The following is a 19313-nucleotide window of genomic DNA, read 5'->3' on the forward strand; positions in this document are numbered from 1 at the left end:
GATTATCTCTTTTCTTTATATTTTGACCAAGCATTGCTTCTGTTATAAATGATAACAAAAACAATCCCTACAAATAAACCTTTTAGTAAATTAAATGGTGCAACTGTATATATAATTGAATCTAATAAACTAAAGCTCAATTTGAAACCTGCCAAACTTATATATAGTGGTGTAATAATCAAATAGTTTAACAAACTCATGACAATCGTTAACATCAATGTTTCAATCAAAATCATCGCAATATATTTTTTCTTGCCTTCGAACATTTTATCAGCAACTGTAACTGATAAAACAATCGTAATACTTGCGATTAATAGTGCCATAACCCCAATCAAACTAATTAAAGATGGACCCGTAAAAATAAAGTACAATAATGCTCTTAATACGGCTACGATTAATCCACTTCTTGTTGAAATTAAAACTGTGGCTAATAATATTGGAATGTCACCAAAATCTAACTTCATGTAAGGTGCAATCGGAATTAAAGGTACCGATAAATAAGTTAGCAAGTATGCTAAACCACCTAAAACTGAAACTTGAACTAAGTTTCTTAAACTAAAACTACTACTACTTCTTCTTTCCATAATAAATCCTCCAATGAGGAATATCTTCAAAAAAAATCCCGTTAACCTTTTACAGATCAACGGGCATTTGTGCATACTCAAAAAGAGATCTTCTTTATACCAGACTATACTGTCGGCTTTGGAATTTCACCAAATCAACTATCATTTAGATAGGTAGCGGGCTATAACCGCCGGTCGGGAATCACACCCTGCCCTGAAGATAAACCAATTTATTAATTTTCAAAAATAATAATATAAAATTACCAAACAAAACACAAGTCTTTTTATCTTTTTTCTGTAATTTCGTATAACTTTTCAACCTCGAACTTTTTAAGTGGTCGATAATCACCTGGTTGTAACCCTCTTAAATTCAAGAACGCAAAAGATTCTCGCTTAAGCTTTTTAACTGGGTGTCCAACAGCCTTAAACATGTTCTTAACCTCATGGTTTTTTCCTTCATGAATAGTTAGTTGTACCACTGCAGTTTTCTTACTTGTATCAGTTTCTAACACATTAGTTTTAGCTGGACTAGTCTTATGACCATTTACTACAACCCCAATGCGAAGTTGTTTTAATTCGTCATTAGTAGGAATTCCTTCCACTTTAGCAACATAAGTTTTTTCTACTTCATATTTCGGATGAGTAAGACGATTGTCTAAATCACCATCATTGGTCATTAATAATAGACCTGAAGTGTCATAATCAAGTCTACCTACTGGATAAATTCTTTGTTCAACATCTTCAAAGAAATCTAATACTGTTTTACGTGACTTTTCATCAGAAACTGAAGTAATAATACGACGAGGTTTATAAAATAAGTAGTAAACAGGTGCTTCTTTATTGATTGGTAAACCATCAACTTGCACTTCATCTGACACCTTTACCTTTGTACCTAGTTCAGTTACTACTTGACCATTTACTTTTACTCGTCCTGCTAAAATAATTTCTTCTGACTTTCTTCTAGAAGCAACTCCGGCCTTAGCCATTATTTTCTGAAGTCTCTCCGCCATAATCTTCCTCCTTGATTAAAATCTCATTTTCTATTTTTGGCAATTCGTCTAACGATTTAATTCCAAATAGTTTTAAAAAGTTATCAGTTGTTTTATACAATTTGGGATGTCCTGGAACTTTTTTGTATCCCGAAGTTTCAATCAATCCTTGTCTCAATAATCTTTGAACTGTCTTGCTACTGTTAACTCCTCTAATATCATCGACTTCAACTCTTGTAATTGGTTGGTTATACGCAATAATTGTCAAAGCTTCTAATGCAGTTTGGGTTAAAGAAATACTTTCATCACTCTTCAAATATTCCTTCATCAAATCGTCTAATTCTTCCTTGGTTGCTAATCGATATTTATTAGCATATTGAATAATTGTAAATGCTGATTCATCACGATTAAACTTATCAGATAGTTGATTGATGAGTTCGTGCAAATTATCAGCATCTAGCTTTAGCATTTCAATTAGTTGATCTTCACTAATTCCATCTTCTCCGGAAATATATATTAATCCTTCTAATTTGGCTAACTTATTAACCACTTACTCATCACCTACTTCAACTTGTTCTAAATAAATTTTATCATCGACTTGACCAACACTAATTTTATGTTCTTTAACCAACTCTAATAACGATAAGAATGTAGTTACCACCATCTCAATATTATTAGTATTCTCAAACAATTGATCAAATTCGACATGTTTTTGCTGTGATAATTTTTCCATGACAAATTCAGATTGTTCCTTAACTGTAAATTGCCATTCTATCACTGAATGCACATATGGTTCATTTGCTTTAATTTTATCAATAACTCTATCAAAAGCTTGTTGAATAAGTCTAACATTGAATTTATGATTGCCATTAAAATCAATCATTTCATCAACGGTTGGTAAAGTTGGATCAACACTATGATACTTTGCACTTTTAGTTTCCATCTGTTTTAAAACTTTAGAAACTTCTTTATATTCTTGATAAATTAACAATTGATTAACTAATTCATCACGTGGATCTTCATAATCATCATTTTCATCAATCTCATCGTTTCTAGGTAACAATAGCTTAGACTTAATTGCCATTAGATTTGAAGCCATCACAAAATATTCCCCAGCAATATTAACGTTTAGGTTTTCCATTTCAGTTAGATAACCTAGATATTGCTCAGTTATTTTTTCAATCTGAATATCATAGATATCCATTTCTGATTGCTTTATTAAATGTAAAAGTAATTCTAAGGGACCATCAAAATCATCAATATGAATATTAATATTATTTGAATTATTGAATTCTGGTTCCATTACGTTTCTCCCACAGTTCACAGATTGATGTTGTATCCATTGTTCCAACGATTTTTTGATCCATAAATAAATTAGATAAATCATCTAACATGCTGCAACAATTATTCATACTCCAAGAATCAGGAGTCAAAACAATTCTTCTAAGAACTAACATGCTACCTTTATCTTCAACGGCAATTAATCCGGCCCAATTATCATCTTCATTTTTCCATAAATAAATAATGCGGTTGTCATTATCTTCGTACCAATTCATTTCATCTTCTAGATGGTGTCCTTGGTTCATACCGGGTAGTAACGATAACATGTCCATTGCAATTTTTTTATATTCTAGACGATATTTAAGTAGCATATTAATTCCTCCTAAATTTATTAGGCATGTGGATGAAATTCATCAAAAGCCTTATTAAGATGTTCATGTGATACATGTGTATAGATTTGTGTTGTTGAAATATCAGAATGACCTAAAAGTTCTTGGACAATTCTTAAATCAGCACCATTCTCTAAGATATGTGTAGCAAATGAGTGTCTAAGAGTATGGGGAGTGACATTCTTTTTGATGCCAGCTAAAGCAACATAGTGTTTTAATTTTTGCCAAATACTTTGTCTACTAATGCCACCACCATGTGCGTTTAAAAACAAATATTCAGATCTTCTTTTTTTTAGTAATAAAGGACGACTATTTTCCATATATTCGTATATCCACTTAATCGCTTCAGTCCCAATGGGAATAATTCTTTCTTTATCACCTTTACCGATTGTTTGAATAATTCCCATTTCCAAATGTAAATTATCCATTTTAAGGTTAACTACTTCACTCACTCGTAACCCGGTCGCATACATAACTTCTAATATCGTTCTGTCCCTTATTCCATATTTATCACTAACATCTGGCATTGTTAATAATTTATCGACTTCATTAACAGTTAAGACATCTGGAAAATGACTAGCGCTTTTAGGCGTATCAACATTAACCATTGGATTTTCCATAATGTAATGATATTTATGCAAATAAGAAAAGAACTTTTTCATACTAGAAACAAAGCGAATTACAGAATTTCTGGCTTTGCCCTCGTCCTTCATTTGCTTCATGTATTCTAGAATAGTTTTAGAATCCACTTGCTTAAATGAATCGACTTGTATATCTCTCAAGAAATTAACAAATCCCACAATATCTTGACGGTAACTTTTAATTGTATTGTCAGATAAACCTCTTTCGATCACAAGGTAGTGTAGATAATCTTTAACTTGTTCGTCCATTTAATTCACCAAACTTACTCTAGTTCTGTTTCATTACCTTTTTCAGTTAACTTCATTTGACCATCGGTTTGCTCGATTAATCTATTCTTTAATAAATTACCAACGGCTCTTTTAAATTGACCCTTACTAATTCCAAAGAACTCTTTAATTGATTCTGGTGTGCTCTTATCTGTATATGGAATTGAACCAGATTCAGATTTCTTTAAAACTGTAAAAATCATTTGAGAGTCATCGCTAATCGCTTCATATCCACGTGGTTTCATTGATAAATTAAGTGTTTTGTCCCTTAAAATTCCAATTACTCTTACATCAACATGTTGACCTAATCTTGGTTCTAATTCACGTTCACTAGGATGAATAAATCCAATTCGATAGTCATCAGTAATAACTCTAGTTCCAGCTAATTTAAGACGATAAGTAGTCGCCTTTAAATTACGGTTTTTCATTTTTTCATTGGCAGGAACTGACAAACTTTGGAAAATTTCTTCGTCCGCTAACTCTCCCCAAATACGACCTTTTTTATCAATTTTCAAAGCAATCATTAATCGATCACCATGTTGAGGCCATAACTTTGTTAGTTCAGGTAAATCATCGATAGATACCGCGATATCTTTGTTTGGTAAACCAATGTCGACAAAAACACCTAGTCCAAATTTGCTTTGGACTACAGTACCAAAACCGTAGTGATCTACTTGAACATCCGGAATATTTCTAGTAATTTGCATTTTATGGTCTTCGTTTTCATAGGTAAATCCCTTGAAATTACTTCCAATTTTTAAAGGTTTTTCAATTTCTGATTTATCTAATGAAAAAGTTGTACCTTCAATTTGTACAAAATAACTCTTATCATTTTCATCTGTCACTTTTCCGGAGACAACTCGGCCTAAATATTCGTTCATTAATATTCCTCATTTCGAATCTGTATACCTTAATTCTACACTACTTTACATAATATTTCGATAAAAAAAGAGGATGCATTAAATGCATCCTCTTTAAAACTATTTATTATAGTGAGTTAGCGGCACCACTGTAAACAATACCTCTACGTGAATCAACTGTAATAGTTTGACCATCAGAGATGTTTTCAGTAGCTCCCTTAGCACCAACAATAACAGGAATTCCTAATGAAATACCTAGAACTGCAGCGTGTGAAGTCATTCCACCATCTTCTACAATAACAGCACTTGCCTTCTTAATAGCTGGCAAGAAGTCTTTGTTGGTATTCTTTGCTACCAACACGCCACCGTCAACAGCTTTGCTGTTTGCGTCGGCAGCGTTACTTGCTAAAAAAGCCTTACCGATAACAGTCTTGTCACCAACACCTTGGCCTTGAGCAAGTTCTGAACCAATTAATTTAACGCTCATTACGTTAGTAGTACCTTTTTCGCCAACAGGTAAACCTGCAACTACAAGGATTAAGTCGCCTTCTTTAGCTAGGCCAGTTTCAACAGCTTTCTTAGCTGCGAAATCAAACATGCCATCACTGTTTTCAGGCTTGTCTACAACGATTGGGTGAACACCCCAGTTAACCATTAAACCACGACGTACGCGATCATCGAAAGTTAAAGCTAAGATGTCAGCATTTGGATGGTATTTTGAAATCATACGAGCTGAGTAACCAGTTGAAGTAGTAGTTACAACAGTCTTAATGTCAAGATCTCTAACCATGTCAGCAACTTGCTTACCGAATGCTTCAGTAACGTCACCGTTCTTGAATTCAGGACGTGGGTCACCGTATTCATCGTAGTGGCTTTCTGCCATTTCATCAAGCTTAGCCATAGTAGCAACAGCTTCAGCAGGGTAGTCACCGTTAGCACTTTCACCTGAAAGCATAGTAGCGTCAGTACCGCTTAATACAGCGTATTCAACGTCTGATGCTTCAGCACGTGTAGGACGTGGGTTTTCTTGCATTGAGTCCAACATTTGAGTTGCAGTAATAACAGGTTTACCCATTTCGTTACATCTGTGGATTAAGTGTTTTTGAACGATTGGAACATTTTCTGCTGGAATTTCAACAGCCATGTCACCACGAGCAATCATTAAACCATCAGAAACCTTCATAATTTCTTCGAAGTTGTCGATACCTTCTTGTGATTCAATCTTAGGGAAGATTTGAACGTCTTCTTTGTGTTCGTCTTCAAGTAATTTACGGATGTCTAAAACATCTTCTGGTTTTCTTACAAATGAAGCGGCAATAAAGTTAATGTGCATTTCTGAAAGACCGAAACGAATATCGCTTGAATCTTTTTCAGTGATACCTGGTAAGTTAATTGATACACCAGGAGCAGTAACAGTCTTACGTGAACCTAAAACAGCATTGTTTTGGGCAGTAACAACTAGTTCTTTGTTTTCTTGGTCAATTTCATCAATAACTGAGTCTAGGATACCATCATCATATAAGATGTGGCCACCAACATGAACATCAGCTAATAGGCCTGGGTAAGTAACGGCGATTTTTTCTTTAGTACCTTCTAAAGTATCGTCCATTGAAATTCTAAACTGGTCACCAGTGTGGAATTCAATCTTACCTTCTTTTTGCTTAGTAGTACGGATTTCAGCACCCTTAGTATCAAGCATAAGACCAACTGTCTTACCGGTTCTCTTTTCAGCTTCATGAACTTTGTTCAAACGATCAAAGTGTTCTTCATGGTCACCGTGTGAGAAGTTAAATCTGAAAACATTAGCGCCTGATTCGATTAAGTTAACAATAATGTCAACATCAGTACTTGCAGGTCCTAATGTACTTACGATTTTTGTTTTCTTCATAAGTAAAAATCTCTCCTTTTATTTTGTATGGTAAATCATTATTTTGATGTTCCATACATAACTAGGTTTCACACTATAGTGTATCACTTTTTAAAATTTATGTCTTTTATTTTTATAGTTTTTTTCACAATAAAAAATTATTTATATACTACATTACCATTACCTAACAATTGAATAAGTTTACCGTATAATTCTTTGCTACTATCCATACTGTATTTACTTGCTAATTCTTTTTTAGAATTATTAGTTGAATTATAAATAACAACTTTATTCTCACCATGGTTAGTCTTCATTAGTTCATACAACTTGATTGATGTTTCTTTATCGTTATGAGCTGCATCAATCTTTAGGTACCATTTTTTTAATTGTCTTTTCTTATTAAAAGCGCTTTTGACGTTTGCAGCTGGCAGAATTTGATTAGCAATTACTTGGACTTCATTATTTCTAAAATCCGTTTTACCGGTAACTAACAAAACGATTCCTCGTTTAAGTAAATTAGCAAATTTCTTAAATGTTGAAGGGAAAACTGTGACACTGATGTTTCCCACTATATCGGTTCCGTTAATAAAGGCCATCTGTTCGCCCTTTTTGGTTTTTATTTCCTTAACGTTTTCAACATATACCAATGTATTTATATTTTCATCCTTGCTGATCATTTGATCAGAAGTAGTGATTTTCATTTCTTGTTTTAAAACGTCATAATCTTCAACCGGATGTCCAGAAAGATAAACCCCTGTGTATTCCATTTCCAAGCTTAACTTCTCTTGTAGGGTCATATCATCACGACGCTTTATTTTCGGTTTTAATGTACTAAATAATTCCTGCGAGGCTCCACTTAAATTAATCGATGATATAAATTCTTCAATTGAATCTGCTAGTTCAGCTCGGTTATATCCAAATTCATCAAAAGCACCCACAAAAGTAAGTGATTTTAACAAATCAACATCACGGAACTTTTTAGGCATTCTATATATGAATTCTTCTAGCCCCTTATATTCACCATTAAGATTACGTTCTTCAATAATCGCTTGGATAAAATCTTTTCTTAGTCCTTTAACAGCAGCTAAGCCAAATAAAATCCTTCCATCCCTTTCAGTAAAATAAGTCTCAGACTTATTAATATTAGGATGTTCTATTACAATGTTTCTTTTTTTAGCTTCAACGACATATGTGTTCGTTTTGTCATTATTATTTAACACTGAATTTAAGATTGCTACAAAGAATTGCAAACTGTAATTAGTTTTTAAATATGCTAATTCAAATGCCATCTTACTGTATGCCACCGCATGAGATTTATTGAAACCATATCCTGCAAACTTTTCAATATAATCAAATATTTGAACAGCTAATGCCTCACTATAGCCCTTATTAATCGCTCCAGATACAAATTTGTTCTTTAATGCATCCATTGTGCTCTGTTTTTTCTTACTCATTGCACGTCTTAAATTATCAGCTTCTCCTAGTGTAAAGCCACCCATTACGGAAGCGACTTGCATAACTTGTTCTTGATAAACGATGATTCCATAAGTTGGCAACAAGATTGAATCTAGATTAGGATCGAATCTATCAACAGGTTCTTTTCCTTCTTTTCTGCGAATAAATGAATCAATATTTTGCATTGGGCCTGGACGATATAATGCGTTTACAGCTGAAATTTGTCCAAAGTTGTCAGGATGCATTGCCTTTAGCACTCGTTTTATTCCGTTGGATTCAAATTGGAAAACCCCATTTGTATCTCCGTCTTGGAATAACTTTAAAGTTTTGGCATCTGATAAATCAATTTTTTCAATATCAAAATCTGCATCCACATTTTGACGAACTAACGCTACAACTTCTGCTAATATTGATAGGTTTCTTAATCCCAAGAAATCCATTTTAAGCAAACCGATTTGTTCAACATAGTCTTTCGAATATTGTGTCAATAATAGCGCTTCATTCCCACTCTTTAATGGTGATGTTTCGACTATTGGTGTATCACTTAAGATAACTCCAGCGGCATGTGTTCCGCTATGTCTAGGTCTTCCTTCCAATTTAATAGCGGTATCAAACATCAACTTATTCAATGGATTGTCGTTAACTAAATTTTGTAGTCTTTTAGATTCTTTATAAGCGTTGGTTAATTTTATTCTTAATTGATTACTAGGAATGGCTCGACTCCAGTCACTTTGTTGCACTCGACTTAAGCCAAAAGTTCGTCCAATATCTCGAATAACTTGTTTAGCAGACATCGTATCGAACGTCACAATTTGACTAACATGTTCATCACCATATTTATCATGAACATAATTCAAAATGACATCCCTCTTATTATCCGGAATATCTAAATCAATATCCGGCATTTGGCGACGTTCTTCATTCAAAAATCGTTCAAACAACAAATCATATTGGATAGGATCAACATCTGTTATAAATAAACAAAATGATACTAATGAACCTGCCGCAGAACCTCTCCCAGGTCCTGTCATAATATTTTGAGAATGAGCATAGTTAATCACATCCCACACAATTAAAAAGTAATCGTTAAAGCCCATTTTATCAATTACTGATAATTCATATCCCAGCCTATCAATGTATGTTTGCCAATTATTTTTGTCTATTTTTAATTTTGCGACCCTTTGTCGTAATCCTTGCACACAAAGTTTCTTTAAAAATTCCTTTGAAGATAATCCTAAATCATTCACATAATGTGGTAAGACCGGTTGCTTTTTATCAATGACAACATCTGTACTATCAGCTATTTTTTGATTATTTAGCAATGAATCTTCTAATCCAGCATCTATGTAACGCTTGATCACTTCATAACGATGGTCTAGCCATTTGTTAGTCTTTTCATGACTAGCATTTAGTGGATTCGGAAATTTTTCGTTTTGGTCAATCTTTTTCATAACTTGTAACGCAAAATAATCATCCTGATTAATCAGTTGTACTTTAGAAGAAGCGACTAATTGAATATTCATGGATTGATTGATATTAGTTAAGTAGTTTCTATATTCAACGTTGTTGATATTATCTTCACTTAATCCCATAAATATCGCTTGATCATCTTTATGATCAGCTATTTTTTGAATAGTTTCTTCTAATGTTTGTAAATCTCCGTTATTAAACAAATCTATCCATTCACCATAATCAGGGATGATTACAATATTATGGGCTAAGTATGAGTAAAGATTGTCTAATTCAATTTTTTCAGATTCACTTGTCATTATCAAAGTTGATAATTTCATCAAGTTTTTATATCCGTCGTTATCTCTAGCGATCAATACCAATTGATTTCTACTGTCATTAGTTGTGATAGCTGCTAAATCAATCGTTAGTCCGATGATGGGATGAATATCTTCTTTTATACATGCGTCATAAAACTCAATAGCACCATACATATTATTTTCATCAGTTAAGGCTAGTGACTTGTATCCTCTTTTTTTTGCTGTTGAAATTAATTCATCTATTGAAATCGTACTATTCAATAAACTGTATGAACTCATTAAGTTAAGTGGTGTATAATCCATTAAATCATCCCTTTCCTTAAACCAATTATAACAAAAATACATATGAACTGAATTATTTATAACTGTTTTTTCAATCTTAACTGTGGTAAAATTTCTATGAAATGTGAGGTGGATATGATGAAATTCATTATTTCAAATCTATTGGTGATCTTTTGGGCATTTATTTTCGGTGAAATCATCGGATACATTGCTAGCCAATTAACTCAGCTAACATATAACACAACTGAAATTGGTATCGTTTCTGCAGTGGTTGTTGTAATTACAGTCAACTGTGTATCACTAATTTCAAAACATTCAGTTAAATAACAAAAGCTCAAGTAAATTACTTGAGCTTTTTTATTTTATTTAAATGTTAGTTTGTCATTATTTAATCCAATGTTGATGGTATCTTTAGGTTTAATATCACCTGCAATTAGTAATCTTGCTAACGGTGTTTCGACATTTCTGGTAACAAATCTTTGTAATGGACGACCACCATATTGTGGATCATATCCATTATCTGTGATCCAGTCTATTGCATCATCAGAGATGTTAATTGTAATTTGTTTGTCGTTTAATCTATTGCCTAATTTTTGAATTAATTGCTTAACAATTTCTCTCACATCTGATTTTGATAATGGTTTAAAAGTGATGATTTCATCAATTCTGTTTAAGAATTCCGGTTTAAAACTCTTCTTCAACAATTCTGAAACTTGTTTTCTTGCTTTTTCAGAGATATTTCCATCCTTATCTAAACCATCCAATAAGATGTCAGAACCTAAATTAGAAGTCATTATTAACAAGGTGTTTTTAAAATCTACAGTATGACCTTGTCCATCTGTTAAACGTCCATCATCTAAAACTTGTAATAAGACATTAAAGACATCTGGATGAGCTTTTTCGATTTCATCAAATAATACAATTGTATATGGATCTCTTCTAACTGCTTCAGTTAGCTGTCCACCTTCTTCATATCCTACATATCCCGGTGCAGCACCAACTAATCTAGATACCGATTCTTTTTCCATATACTCAGACATATCGATTCTTACCATATGTTCTTCAGAATCAAATAAGTTTTCAGCTAAAGACTTGGCTAATTCTGTCTTACCAACACCTGTTGGACCCAAGAATAAAAATGATCCCAATGGTTTACTTGGATCTTGTAAACCCGCTCTTGAACGAAGAACGGCATCGGCAACAGATTCAACAGCTTCATCTTGTCCAATCACTCTCTTATGAAGATTGTCATCCAAGTGAAGTATTTTTTCTTTTTCGCCTTCCATTAGACGAGCTACTGGAATTCTAGTTTCACGACTTAGTACTTCAGCAATTCCATCTTCAGTTACTGACTCACTTACTAACCAGTCATCATCATGATCTTGATTTTCCATCTTAGCTAATTCTTTTTCTAATTCTGGAATTGTACCATGTTGTAAAACTGCCACCTTATCTAAATCATAGTTACTTTCGGCTTGTTGTAGTTCATTCTTAGCTTGATCTAATTCCGCTTTTTTATCGCTTAATGCTTTGATTGAAGTCTTTTCCTGTTGCCATCTAGCGTTTAGTTTATTAACTGTTTCTTTCAAGTTAGCCAATTCTGGTTCTAACTTAGCTAAACGTTGCTTAGATTCATCGTCGTCTTCTTTCTTTAACGATGCCTCTTCAACTTCAGCACGCATTAATTTACGATTAGCTTGATCTAACTCAGTCGGATTTGAATTCATTTCAACTTCAATTGTTGATGACGCTTCATCAACTAAATCAATTGCCTTATCTGGTAAAAATCTTTCTGGAATATATCTATCAGCCAGTTTAGCAGCTGCAACTAAAGCGTTGTCATGAATTCTGACCCCATGATGAATTTCCAAACGTTCTTTAATTCCACGCAAAATCGTAATTGTATCATCCACAGAAGGTTCTTCAACATTCACTTTTTGGAATCTTCTTTCTAACGCTTTATCCTTTTGCATGTATTTACGATATTCATCGACGGTAGTGGCACCAATTAGATGAAGTTCACCTCTAGCTAACATAGGCTTTAAGATATTACCAGCGTCCATGCTTCCTTCTGTCTTACCAGCACCAACAATATTGTGAATTTCATCAATGAACATAATAACTTGTCCATCAGATTTTTTAACAGCTTTTAAGACTGCCTTTAGTCTTTCTTCAAATTCACCACGATATTTAGCCCCAGCGATTAATGAACTCATATCTAATTCAAATAATGACTTGTTTTTTAGATTTTCAGGAACATCATTCACAGCAATTCTTTTGGCTAAACCTTCAACAATTGCGGTCTTACCTACACCTGGATCACCAATGAGGACAGGATTGTTTTTTGTCATTCTAGAAAGGATTCTAATGACATCAATTATTTCTTCATCCCTACCAATAATAGGTCCTAGCTTTCCAGCACGTGCTTCTGCAACTAAATCAACTCCGTACTTCTTTAAAGCTTGAAAATTATCTTCTTGATTCTTTGAAGTCACCTTTTCTCCTCCTCTAATTTTATCAATTGCCTTTTCGACCATATCTTTTGAAACATGATTTTCTTTTAAATAATCAACTAATTTATTGCCACTAGTATCCATTAGCGCTAATACTAAAGTATCAACAGCAATATATTGATCGCCCAACTTATCCTTTTCTTTTTGAGAAAATTGAATTAATGACAACATGTTAGAAGAAATGTTTTGTCCGTAGCTAACGTTACTTCCTTCAACTATAGATATTTCATCTAATTCTTTATCTAACTCTTGTTCTAAATCATCAACATCTAATCCAACTTCTGAGAAAATTTGTCTAGCTAATTCTCCTGGTTGAACTAACACTTTAAATAAATGTGCGATTGTGATTTCTTGATGTTTTCTATTAGTTGCTACCTTTTGCGCTTCTGAAAACGATTGGGTAACAGCTTCGGTTAATTCTTCTGGATTCATTTTTTCACCTGCTTAATAAAAAAATACCTATGAGAATACTTCTCATAGGTAAATTTTACCAAAAGGTCTTTTATTTTCAAATAATTTGACCTTTATTGACTATTATTTTTCAACATTTAAATTAGCGATAGCGATAATAACATCACAAGCCTTTTCCATTGTTTCAACAGAAACATATTCAAAACGACCGTGCATGTTTTCTCCACCGGCAAACAAGTTAGGTGTTGGTAAGCCCTTAAATGAAATTGTTGAACCATCTGTTCCACCACGAACTGGGAAAATATCAGGAGTAACATCAACGCTGTTCATTGCTTCTTTTGCTAAGTCAACAACTTCCATGTTCTTTTCGATTACTTCTGCCATGTTGTAGTATTGATCTTTTACGGTTACTTTAACTCTATCTTCTCCAAATGATTTATTCATTTCTTCAGCGATTTTTGCAAAGTATTGTTTTCTAGATTCGAATCTAGCTCTATCATGGTCTCTGATAATGTATGACAATTTAGTAAAGTCAGCAGTTCCATTCATTTCAATTAAGAAATAGAAGCCTTCCTTACCGTCAGTATATTCAGGTCTTTCATATGCTGGTAATTTAGCATTGAAATCCATCCCTAAAATTGCAGCGTTCACCATTACGTTCTTAGCTTCACCTGGGTGAACGTCGGTTCCTTTAATTTCAACAGTTGCTGACGCAGCATTGAATGTTTCGTATTGTAATTGACCCTTAGCTCCACCATCGACAGTGTAAGCCATGTCAGCACCGAAATCTTGAACGTCAAATTTAAGTGAACCTGTTCCAATTTCTTCATCGGGACCAAATCCAACTTCAATTTCACCATGTTTAATTTCTGGGTGATCAATTAGGTACTTCATTGAAGATACAATTTCAGCAACTCCTGCTTTATCATCTGCACCTAATAAAGTATTACCGTCTGTAGTAATTAAAGTATTGCCTTCATATTTATGTAAGCTTTCAAAAACATTTGGATCTAGGTTGTATTCACCATTGCCTAACGCAATGTTTGATTTTCCATCGTAATTTTCGACAAATTGAGGATTTACATTTTCAGAATTAAAATCTGCTGTATCAATGTGTGAAATAAAACCAATTTTCTTTACATCTTCATCAACATTAGAAGGTAAAGTTGCAAATACATATGCACTTTCTTCGTTGGTTCTAACGTTTTCTAGTCCAATTTCTTTTAATTCATCTTTTAATTTATTTAAAAAATCAATTTGGCGACTAGATGATGGGATTGTGGCACTACTTTCATCCGATCTGGTATTTTGTTTAACATAATTTATAAAACGTGGTACTAAATCTTCGTACTTAGACATAATAATGTACACTCCTTAAATAAATTGATATGGATCAGTGTTTATATTAGATTTTATCACATCTATTGGCCAATCAAACTCTTTTGACCACTCTTTGAGCATTTCGCATAAATATGGCTTACAAATACTTTCAATATGATGTCCCGGATCTACTACAGACATGTTATCTGCAATCATATCATGTCCAACATGATAATACACATCTCCTGTTACATAAACATCAGCGCCTTTTTGTTGTGCGATGGAATAAAACTTGCCTCCATCACCGCCTAAAACAGCTACTCTTTTTACTTTATGATTATCTTGATGACTAATTAATCTTAATCCATCAACATTGAAAAATTCTTTACATTTTTGGGCAAACTCATAAACGGTGGTTTCTTCCTTTAAATCACCAATTCTACCCATAAAGTATTCGTTATCATTATAAATTCCTTGACTAACTAAGCCTTCAACGTTTCTTAAATCCATTGCTTCAGATAACCAGTCATTCATTCCACCTTCAGCATTATCCAAATTAGTATGAGCGGAATAAACTAAAATATTATTTTTAATTAATTTAGCATACATTGCATTTTGAGGAACTGATAAATCCATGTTTTTTACCGGACGAAACATCGCTGGATGATGTGAAAAAATCATATCACAATTATTTTCAATGGCTTCGTCAACTACTTCAGGTCTAACATCCAAAGTCACTAAAACCTTATGAATATCCTGGTTGATATCACCGATTTGTAATCCGATTGGATCATGGTCAACCGCGATATCTTTCGGAGCAAACTTTTCAAATTGTTCAATCAATTTACTAGCGTTCATATTTATAACACCTCTTTAATTGAGTTAATGTCATCCTTCATTTTTTGAATTTTTTCAATTGGTTTCTCTTTTTTAGCTTGATTCATTTGATCAATTACCATTTCAATACGGTTAATTTCATTCTGCCACTTTTCTACAAAAACTTCAGAATGTTGTTTTAATAAGAATGGTCCAAATTGCAATTCTTGTTCAGAATATTCAACATCATGGTTTACTTTTTCAGCCACAATTATTTCGTAAGTATGACCATCTTCTCTTAAAATAGTTTCATCTTTAATTTCATAATGATTATTCATCAGCCATGTTCTTAGTCGATTTTCACCAACATTAGGTTGTAACACTAATACTTCATTACCACTTAGATGATTTTTTCCATTTTCAAGAATTTGACGAATTAATGTTCCACCCATTCCTGCAATGGTAACACAATTTATATTATCTTCTTTATTAATTGATAGCAGTCCATCAGCTAGTCTTGTATCTATTTTATCTGAAAGCCCTTCTGATAAAATTTCTTGTTTGGCATTTTCAAGCGGACCTTTCGCTACTTCACTAGCGATACCAAATTCGATTTGATTTTGTTTCATTAAGTAAACTGGTAAATAAGCATGATCAGAACCAATATCAGCTACTCTACTATTTTTTGGAACAAAGTCAGCTACAGTTTTTAGTCTTTGTGATAAATTATTTGCGTCCATAAAAGCACCTTTTCTACTTATATAATTACTTATATTATAACTGGAATTATAAATAAAAAACAGATAGCATCGCTATCTGTTTTTTGATTATTCAAGAAAATCTTTTAATTGTTTACTTCTAGATGGGTGGCGTAGCTTTCTTAGTGCTTTCGCTTCGATTTGTCTAATTCTTTCACGAGTAACACCAAACACCTTACCTACTTCTTCAAGGGTTCTAGTACGTCCATCGTCTAAACCAAAACGTAATCTTAGAACATTTTCTTCTCTATCAGTTAATGTATCTAATACGCCTTCTAGTTGTTCTTTAAGCAATTCATATGCAGCATGGTCAGCAGGACTAGTTGCATCTTGGTCTTCGATAAAATCACCTAAATGTGAGTCATCTTCTTCACCAATTGGTGTTTCTAAAGAAACTGGTTCTTGAGAAATCTTTAGAATGCTTCTAACCTTTTGAGTTGGCATATCCATTTCGGCACCAATTTCTTCAGGTGTAGGTTCACGACCTAAATCTTGAAGTAATTGACGTTGGATACGAATTAACTTGTTAATGGTTTCAACCATGTGAACAGGGATTCTGATTGTTCTAGCTTGATCGGCAATTGCACGAGTAATCGCTTGTCTAATCCACCAAGTTGCATAAGTTGAGAACTTGAATCCTTTACGGTAATCAAACTTTTCTACCGCTTTCATTAATCCCATATTACCTTCTTGGATTAAATCAAGGAATTGCATCCCTCTTCCAACATAACGCTTAGCAATTGAAACTACTAATCTAAGGTTGGCTTCAGCTAATTCTTGTTTAGCTTCTTCATCGCCTTCTTCAATTCTAAGGGCTAAGTTAACTTCTTGTTCAGCGGTTAAAAGAGGTACTCGACCGATTTCTTTAAGATACATTCTAACAGGGTCATTAATCTTTACCCCTGTAGGAGCAGAAGCTGTATTCTTTAGTTCTGTTTGAGTAACTTTCTTTGCAGCTTCTAGCGCTCTTGGATCTGGTTCACCATTTTCGTCTACGACACTAATCCCTGCATCTTCAATTTTTTCTAATAACTCATACATATCAGTCTTAGATAATTTAAAAGGAACGGCAATTGTGTCATTAACATCATCATATGTTACATGACCAATCTTTTTTTGCTTTTTGATTAAAGCATCAGTTGATTCCTTTAGTTCTTTTTTGGTTAATTTCTTTTCAGCCATTTATATGCCTCCTATGATTAAGCACGACCGCCTAGGTTCTTTTGTTTTTGTAACTGGATAATCTCCATCGCTATTTCAGTTTGTCTGTCTATATCGCCAAGCTGTTTAGCTTCATTTAATTCGATTTGCTTTTGTTTCAATTGTGAATCAATCGGAGCTTCGTTCATTATTATATTAACATAGTCATCCACTTCATCAACAGATGGTGAATCATTTATTTGTAACATTTCAATATCAATCAATAATTTTCTAAGCTTTTCTTCTTTAATAAAATCTTGAAATTCTGCCGAATTATACTCATCATGTGTGGCCATATATTCTTGTGCCAAGTTATATAACAATTGATAATCAACATCAACAAATGCGAATCCATCGACACTCATTAATCGTTGCCATAGTTCTTGTGACATTAATATTCGATTTAACAAGTATAATTCAGCCATTTCAACTTTAGATCTATATCTAACTGATTGAATAGGCGCAATCATCTGAGCATTATTATCATTCTTACCATTTCGAGAATAATTAACTCGGTTGACCGCGTCATTTTTTTGAATGAACGAATTCATTGTCATCGTTAAATCGTTTTTATTTAGATTAAATTGATCCGCTAATTGATTTATATAAAGATCTCTTTCAATTGGTTGGTCAACCTTGGCAACTTCTTTTAATACATCTTGGATGTAACTAAATTTATCGGTTTCGTTATCTAAATTACGATTTAACTTATAGTATCTCATCTTAAATGCTATAGGAGATTCTATTGACTTACTCATATAATCAGCAAATTTTTCTTCGCCAAACTGCTTACGATATTCATCAGGATCAATACCCTCTGGCATTTGGATAACTCTTAACGTTAGGTTTGAATTTCCTAACAATGAGAGTGCCCTATTAATCGCATTTTGACCAGCAGCATCACCGTCATAACAAACATATACGCTGCTACAATGTCTATTAATTACTTTGATTTGGTCATTAGTTAAACTAGTTCCCATCGAAGCAATTCCATTTTCAATGCCTGATTGATAAGCAGAAATAACATCCATAAAACCTTCAAACAGAATAACAGCATCATTTTTTCTAATTGCCGCTTTTGCGTTTGATAAGTTAAACAAAACATCCCTTTTATTAAAAATGTCTGTTTCTGGACTATTTAAATATTTTGCTGTTGAGTCTTCCTTGTTTAGAACTCTTCCAGAAAAACCAATTATAGATCCAAATTCATTTTTAATTGGAAACATGATTCGATTGAAAAATCTATCTCGCAATTTACCTTCGTCATCTTCAAGAAACAATCCAGACTTCCGCATGTCTTGATATTCAAACTTTTGTTCAACTAAAAAACGATTGATAACATTATTGTTAGGTGCAAAACCAATTTGATAGTACTTAATTGTCTCGTCGGTTAAACCTCGATCATGCAAATAGTCCAACGCTTTTTGGCCTAATTCAGTATTCATTAAAATATGATGATATACTTCAGTCGACTTTTCATGCATCTCAATCAACTTAGTTTCAGTTGAATTCATTTTAGGCTTTTGACTATTGCTTTGTTTATATTGATCAGATATTTCAATTCCACTCATGTCAGCGACCTTCAAAATCGCTTCTGGATATGTTAGATTTTCTAGTTCCATCATAAAAGTGAAAACATTTCCACCTTTTCCACAACCAAAGCACTTAAATAATTGTCTATCTTCATTCACAGAAAATGATGGACTGTTTTCATCGTGAAATGGACATAATCCCATTAAATTACTACCTGATTTTCTAAGAGCAACAAATTGACCAATAATATCAGCAATATTGGTTTCGTTCCTAACTTGTTCAATTACTTCTTCAGGAATCATTGGCATCATATCTCCTTTTCACCCATAAAAGTCGCACCACTTAGTGCGACTTTTATTTTAAACATGGAAAACTATTATACAACATTTTAGCAACGCA

At 33.2% G+C, this 19313-nt stretch carries 16 protein-coding genes and 1 riboswitch; of the genes, 1 reads left to right on the forward strand and 15 read right to left on the reverse strand.

Translation table 11 applies throughout. The annotated features are described in order from the left end of the window. Window positions 1–2: 2 nt before the first annotated feature. The 9 genes from M3005_RS00920 to dnaE all read right to left on the reverse strand — a co-directional run bounded on the left by M3005_RS00920 (window position 3) and on the right by dnaE (window position 10384). Entirely contained in the window at window positions 3–584 is a 582-nt protein-coding gene (locus M3005_RS00920) for an ECF transporter S component (protein ID WP_293792858.1), read from the reverse strand. 83 nt (window positions 585–667) lie between these two features. Then, a riboswitch (FMN riboswitch) is annotated at window positions 668–789 on the reverse strand. A 58-nt stretch (window positions 790–847) separates the two neighbouring features. Continuing rightward, entirely contained in the window at window positions 848–1573 is a 726-nt protein-coding gene (locus M3005_RS00925; RefSeq protein ID WP_053950096.1) for a pseudouridine synthase, read from the reverse strand. After that, window positions 1542–2102: an SMC-Scp complex subunit ScpB gene (gene scpB / locus M3005_RS00930; RefSeq protein WP_293792859.1), complete on the reverse strand. Its 561-nt coding sequence runs from the start codon at window positions 2100–2102 to the stop codon at window positions 1542–1544. The genes M3005_RS00925 and scpB overlap by 32 nt, the downstream gene beginning before the upstream one ends. Then, window positions 2103–2855: a segregation and condensation protein A gene (locus M3005_RS00935; RefSeq protein ID WP_293792861.1), complete on the reverse strand. Its 753-nt coding sequence runs from the start codon at window positions 2853–2855 to the stop codon at window positions 2103–2105. Beyond that, window positions 2836–3204, reverse strand: coding sequence for a hypothetical protein (locus M3005_RS00940; RefSeq protein ID WP_293792862.1), 369 nt, complete (start codon window positions 3202–3204; stop codon window positions 2836–2838). The genes M3005_RS00935 and M3005_RS00940 overlap by 20 nt, the downstream gene beginning before the upstream one ends. 20 nt (window positions 3205–3224) lie before the next feature. After that, complete coding sequence (xerD, locus tag M3005_RS00945) at window positions 3225–4112, reverse strand: site-specific tyrosine recombinase XerD (RefSeq protein WP_293792863.1); 888 nt, start codon at window positions 4110–4112, stop codon at window positions 3225–3227. A gap of 14 nt (window positions 4113–4126) precedes the next feature. Continuing rightward, window positions 4127–5011: a CvfB family protein gene (locus M3005_RS00950; RefSeq protein WP_293792865.1), complete on the reverse strand. Its 885-nt coding sequence runs from the start codon at window positions 5009–5011 to the stop codon at window positions 4127–4129. Between the two features lie 106 nt (window positions 5012–5117). Then, window positions 5118–6878, reverse strand: coding sequence for a pyruvate kinase (gene pyk / locus M3005_RS00955; RefSeq protein ID WP_293792866.1), 1761 nt, complete (start codon window positions 6876–6878; stop codon window positions 5118–5120). A 137-nt stretch (window positions 6879–7015) separates the two neighbouring features. Continuing rightward, window positions 7016–10384, reverse strand: a complete 3369-nt coding sequence (dnaE, locus tag M3005_RS00960) for a DNA polymerase III subunit alpha (RefSeq protein ID WP_293792867.1) — start codon at window positions 10382–10384, stop codon at window positions 7016–7018. Window positions 10385–10498: 114 nt separating this feature from the next. Between dnaE and M3005_RS00965 the strand changes: the two genes are divergently transcribed. Continuing rightward, complete coding sequence (locus M3005_RS00965) at window positions 10499–10690, forward strand: DUF2929 family protein (protein WP_330376116.1); 192 nt, start codon at window positions 10499–10501, stop codon at window positions 10688–10690. A 35-nt stretch (window positions 10691–10725) separates the two neighbouring features. On the opposite strand, the gene clpB is transcribed toward M3005_RS00965, so the two are convergent. The 6 genes from clpB to dnaG all read right to left on the reverse strand — a co-directional run bounded on the left by clpB (window position 10726) and on the right by dnaG (window position 19225). Beyond that, on the reverse strand, window positions 10726–13308 hold the full coding sequence (gene clpB, locus M3005_RS00970; protein WP_293792870.1) for an ATP-dependent chaperone ClpB: 2583 nt from the start codon (window positions 13306–13308) through the stop codon (window positions 10726–10728). A 102-nt stretch (window positions 13309–13410) separates the two neighbouring features. Beyond that, on the reverse strand, window positions 13411–14646 hold the full coding sequence (gene pepT, locus M3005_RS00975) for a peptidase T (RefSeq protein WP_293792871.1): 1236 nt from the start codon (window positions 14644–14646) through the stop codon (window positions 13411–13413). A gap of 15 nt (window positions 14647–14661) precedes the next feature. Next, window positions 14662–15465, reverse strand: coding sequence for a Nif3-like dinuclear metal center hexameric protein (locus M3005_RS00980; RefSeq protein ID WP_293792873.1), 804 nt, complete (start codon window positions 15463–15465; stop codon window positions 14662–14664). Window positions 15466–15467: 2 nt separating this feature from the next. Continuing rightward, entirely contained in the window at window positions 15468–16163 is a 696-nt protein-coding gene (locus tag M3005_RS00985) for a tRNA (adenine(22)-N(1))-methyltransferase (protein ID WP_293792874.1), read from the reverse strand. An 87-nt stretch (window positions 16164–16250) separates the two neighbouring features. Further along, a complete protein-coding gene (gene rpoD / locus M3005_RS00990) occupies window positions 16251–17363 on the reverse strand; it encodes an RNA polymerase sigma factor RpoD (RefSeq protein WP_293792875.1) in 1113 nt (370 codons plus the stop codon). A 17-nt stretch (window positions 17364–17380) separates the two neighbouring features. Next, on the reverse strand, window positions 17381–19225 hold the full coding sequence (gene dnaG, locus M3005_RS00995; RefSeq protein ID WP_293792877.1) for a DNA primase: 1845 nt from the start codon (window positions 19223–19225) through the stop codon (window positions 17381–17383). Between the last annotated feature and the right edge of the window lie 88 nt (window positions 19226–19313).

Origin of the sequence: Apilactobacillus sp., from assembly GCF_025290035.1 — a bacterium.
Classification (GTDB): domain Bacteria; phylum Bacillota; class Bacilli; order Lactobacillales; family Lactobacillaceae; genus Apilactobacillus.